Below are 3,514 nucleotides of genomic sequence, written 5' to 3'. Positions count from 1 at the left end.
GGCCTTCTTCTCCGTAGGTGCTGCTGTGTTGCCGAGCCGGTCGGTTCTAGACGCCCGGCACCGCGGGCGCCGCGGGCAGCGCGGGTGCTGCGGGTGCTGCCGGTGCGGCGGGCAGTGCGGGCGCCGCGGGCAGGGCCGGCGTCGCGGGCAGCGCGGGCGTCGCGGGCAGAGCCGGCGTGGCGGGCAGCGCCGGCGGCGTCACGGGAAGTGCCGGCACCGCGGGAACGCCCGGGAGCGTCGGGAGCTTCGGGAGGCCCTTGAGGTCCGGGGCCGGGAGGCCGCCGCCGAGCACGATGGTGACCAGGACGTTCACGGTGGCGGTGAGGACCGCGGTGACCCCGGCGGCGATCGCCTTCACATCGCCCTTCGCGACCGCCGCGAGGAGCGCGGTGACCTTGGCCTGGAGTTCCGCGGCCGCCTGCGCCTTCAGGTCGACAGGGGCGTGGGCCTTGGGTGCGGGGGCTGCCTTGGCGAGCTTGTCCAGCGCCTCCTTGACCGGTGCGGCGAGCTTGGTCGCTTCCTCGGGGGACAGCTTGCCGTCCTTCGCCTTGAGCACCGCGGTCACCAGGTCGGTGACCGGCGTGAGGACGCCACCGGCGTCGCCCAGCGTCTTCGTCTGCGCGAGGAGCGCATCCGCTCCGGGTACCGGGGCGGGCACCGGAGCGGCGGCCTTTGCGGCCGTGGTCGGGTTACTGGCGGCCGAGAATGCCGGGCCCGCGGTGCCCAGGGCGAGGGCGCCGCACACAACGGTCGAGACGAGGAGGCCGGCTTTCCGGGGCATGCGCATGAAGAGGGTCCTTCCGGAGGTGTGTGGGAGAGCGGAGTGCTCACCTCCACCGTCCGGAGGCCGGTGACTTATCGCAATATTTCGACTACGGCGCGCAATGGAACAGAGCTGCCCGCCGAGTGGCGAACAGCTCTGTGACCTTGGAGTTCTAGGCAATTGTCGGTGGTACGGGCGGATCTGAGATTGCGTCTGATCGAGGGACCGGGGCGACGTCCGCCGCGTCCGTCACGACCGCCGCGCCCGCCGCGTCCGTCACGACCGCGAAGTCTGCTGGGCCGACTCCGCCGACTCCGCCGCGATCATGTCCTCCAGCTTCGGCGGCCCGGCGGCCGGCGGTTTGCGGCGGCCCTGCGCCCGCGTGACCAGCGGCTCCGTCCAACGGGCTGCCAGCGGGCCGATGATGACCAGGATCAGTACGTACGCGGTCGCGATCGGCCCGATCCGCGGTTCGGTCGCCACCGCGAGGCCCGCGATCACGATCGAGAACTCGCCGCGCGCGACCAGCGTGCCGCCCGCCCGCAGCCGTCCGCGCGGCCCGATGCCCGCGCGCCGTGCCGCGTACCAGCCCGTGCCGATCTTCGTGAGCGTGGTGACGATCGCGAGGAGGAGCGCCGGGAGGAGCACGGGCGGGATGTCCGCCGGGTCCGTCGACAGGCCGAAGAAGACGAAGAAGACCGCGGCGAAGAGGTCCCGGAGCGGGGCGAGCAGCTTGTGCGCGCCCTCCGCGACCTCGCCCGACAGCGCGATGCCGACCAGGAAGGCGCCGACCGCAGCCGAGACCTGGAGCTGCTGGGCGATGCCCGCGACCAGGACGGTGAGGCCGAGTACCACCAGGAGCAGCATCTCCGGGTTGTCGGAGGAGACCGCCCGGCTGATGACGCGGCCGTGCCGCAGCGCCGCGTACAGGACGAGACCGACCGTGCCGAGCGAGATGAGCAGCGTGACGCTGCCGCCCGCCAGGCCGACGCCCGCCAGCATCGCGGTGAGCAGCGGGAGGTAGACCGCCATCGCGAGGTCTTCCATGACGAGGACGCCGAGGATGACGGGGGTCTCGCGGTTGCCGAGGCGTCCCAGGTCGGTCATGACCTTGGCGATGACGCCGGACGACGAGATCCAGGTGACGCCCGCGAGGGCGACCGCGCCGACCGGGCCCCAGCCGAGGACGAGGGCGGCGACCGCGCCGGGGGTCGCGTTGAGGACGAAGTCGACGATCCCGGACGGGTATTGGGTCTTCAGGCTGCTGACCAGCTCACTCGCGCTGTATTCCAGGCCGAGGAGGAGCAGGAGCAGGATGACGCCGATCTCGGCGCCCACGGCGGTGAAGTCCTCGCTCGCGTCGAGGGGGATCAGCCCGCCGTGGCCGAAGGCGAGTCCGGCCAGGAGGTAGAGGGGGATGGGGGACAGGCCTATTCGGCCCGCCAGGCGCCCGATGATCCCCAGCGCGAGGATGACGGCGCCGAGTTCGATGAGGAGGGCGGTGGTGTCGTGCACGGCTGTCTACGCCCTCAGTCCTCGTCGGCGGTGGCGCCGGATGCGGCGCCCGCGATGATGTCGGCGAGCGCGTCCACGCCCTCGCGGGTGCCGACCGCCACCAGGGTGTCCCCGATGGCGAGCCGGAAGCCCGGTTCGGGGGACGGGTGCGCGCTGGTCCTGCGCAGTACGGCCACGATCGAGGCGCCGGTACGGGAGCGGGCCTTGGTGTCGCCGAGGAGCTTGCCGCCGTACGGCGACCTGGACGTCACCGGGATGTGCTCGGTGACGAGGTCGATGCCGTCGGTGCGTACCGCGTCCGTCGGAGAGGCGTCGAGGAGGTGCGCGAGCGCGGTGGCCTCGTCAGGGGAGAGCGGGATCGCCTGCTGGCACGCGTCGGGGTCGTCCCGGTCGTAGAAGCCGATGAAGCGGCGGCCGTCGTGGTGGACGACGACGGACAGGTGCCGCCCGCCTTCGGTGGTGAAGTCGTACTGGGTGCCTATGCCGGGGAGGGTGGAGCGGCGGGTTCCCATGAGGGCCTCCATGGAAGCTCGGAGAAGCGGGCAAAACTGATCAACTTTAACTTTCCATTACCCTACTCCGCGCAGAGGTGGGTGTCTTTGCCCCGGTATACGGTGATACGAGCTCTGCGGGCACGGGCGTTCCACACGTTTCGGCATCGACTGCCCGGAGAGGCGATCGGCACGGCGTACATCGGCCGCACGAGGTGGAGCGAGGAAATCATGCAGGTAACCGTCACTGTCACCGACTGCCCGGCGCAGGACGCCCGGGCCGTCTTCGAGGCCCTGGCCACCGGGTTCGCCGATACGGACCGGGGGCCGGGCGACGTACCGAGGGAGACGCCCGGGGCGGGGCCGACGGTGTGGACGTCGGTCTTCGAGACGGACGGGGCAGGCAGGACCGGTGAGGCAGGCAGGGCCGGTGAGGCGGGCGGGGTCGGCGGGGCCGGTGAGCGGCCCGTGCCGGCGTCGCTGTCAGGGCCGGCGACCGTCACCGTCCAGGGCGGGCCGCACGAGGTGACACGGGTGCGGGAGGTCCTCGGCGCGGCCTTCGGGGTGTCCGACGAGGGAACGGCGTCGGGCGACCAGGAGCAGGAGGTACGGCTGCGGGTGACGGAGCGCTAGCCGCCCGGTCCCGGCTTCGGCCCCGGCTTCGGCCCCGGCTCCGGTCCCGGCTCCGGCCCCGGCTTCGGGCGGAGGGCGGAGGGGATCGGACAGAAGTGTGCGGGGCGGGGCC

Annotated in this window: 4 protein-coding genes; 1 reads left to right on the top strand and 3 read right to left on the bottom strand. The window is 72.5% G+C overall.

The genetic code is table 11. The annotated features are described in order from the left end of the window. Positions 1-46: 46 nt before the first annotated feature. The 3 genes from ACWGIG_RS37885 to ACWGIG_RS37875 form a co-directional block, all read right to left on the bottom strand. Positions 47-787, bottom strand: a complete 741-nt coding sequence (locus tag ACWGIG_RS37885) for a hypothetical protein (RefSeq protein WP_453326269.1) — start codon at positions 785-787, stop codon at positions 47-49. 252 nt (positions 788-1,039) lie between these two features. Next, the gene (locus ACWGIG_RS37880; RefSeq protein WP_453326268.1) at positions 1,040-2,278 is read right to left on the bottom strand and encodes a cation:proton antiporter; all 1,239 of its coding nucleotides are present in this window, start codon (positions 2,276-2,278) and stop codon (positions 1,040-1,042) included. 14 nt (positions 2,279-2,292) lie between these two features. Further along, entirely contained in the window at positions 2,293-2,790 is a 498-nt protein-coding gene (locus ACWGIG_RS37875; protein ID WP_453326267.1) for a cation:proton antiporter regulatory subunit, read from the bottom strand. Positions 2,791-3,000: 210 nt separating this feature from the next. Here ACWGIG_RS37875 and ACWGIG_RS37870 point away from each other — a divergent pair, with 210 nt between their 5' ends. Beyond that, complete coding sequence (locus ACWGIG_RS37870; RefSeq protein ID WP_453326266.1) at positions 3,001-3,402, top strand: hypothetical protein; 402 nt, start codon at positions 3,001-3,003, stop codon at positions 3,400-3,402. Positions 3,403-3,514 lie beyond the last annotated feature (112 nt).

The sequence above is a fragment of the Streptomyces sp. NPDC054863 genome, from assembly GCF_053610825.1.
Note: the sequence above shows the minus strand (reverse complement) of the source record. Positions and strands in the feature narration are given on the sequence as shown.

Coding starts and splice junctions, on each gene's coding strand:
- ACWGIG_RS37885 (WP_453326269.1), bottom strand. CDS start 787: ATGCGCATGCCCCGGAAAGCCGGCCTCCTCGTCTCGACCGTTGTGTGC.
- ACWGIG_RS37875 (WP_453326267.1), bottom strand. CDS start 2,790: ATGGGAACCCGCCGCTCCACCCTCCCCGGCATAGGCACCCAGTACGAC.
- ACWGIG_RS37870 (WP_453326266.1), top strand. CDS start 3,001: ATGCAGGTAACCGTCACTGTCACCGACTGCCCGGCGCAGGACGCCCGG.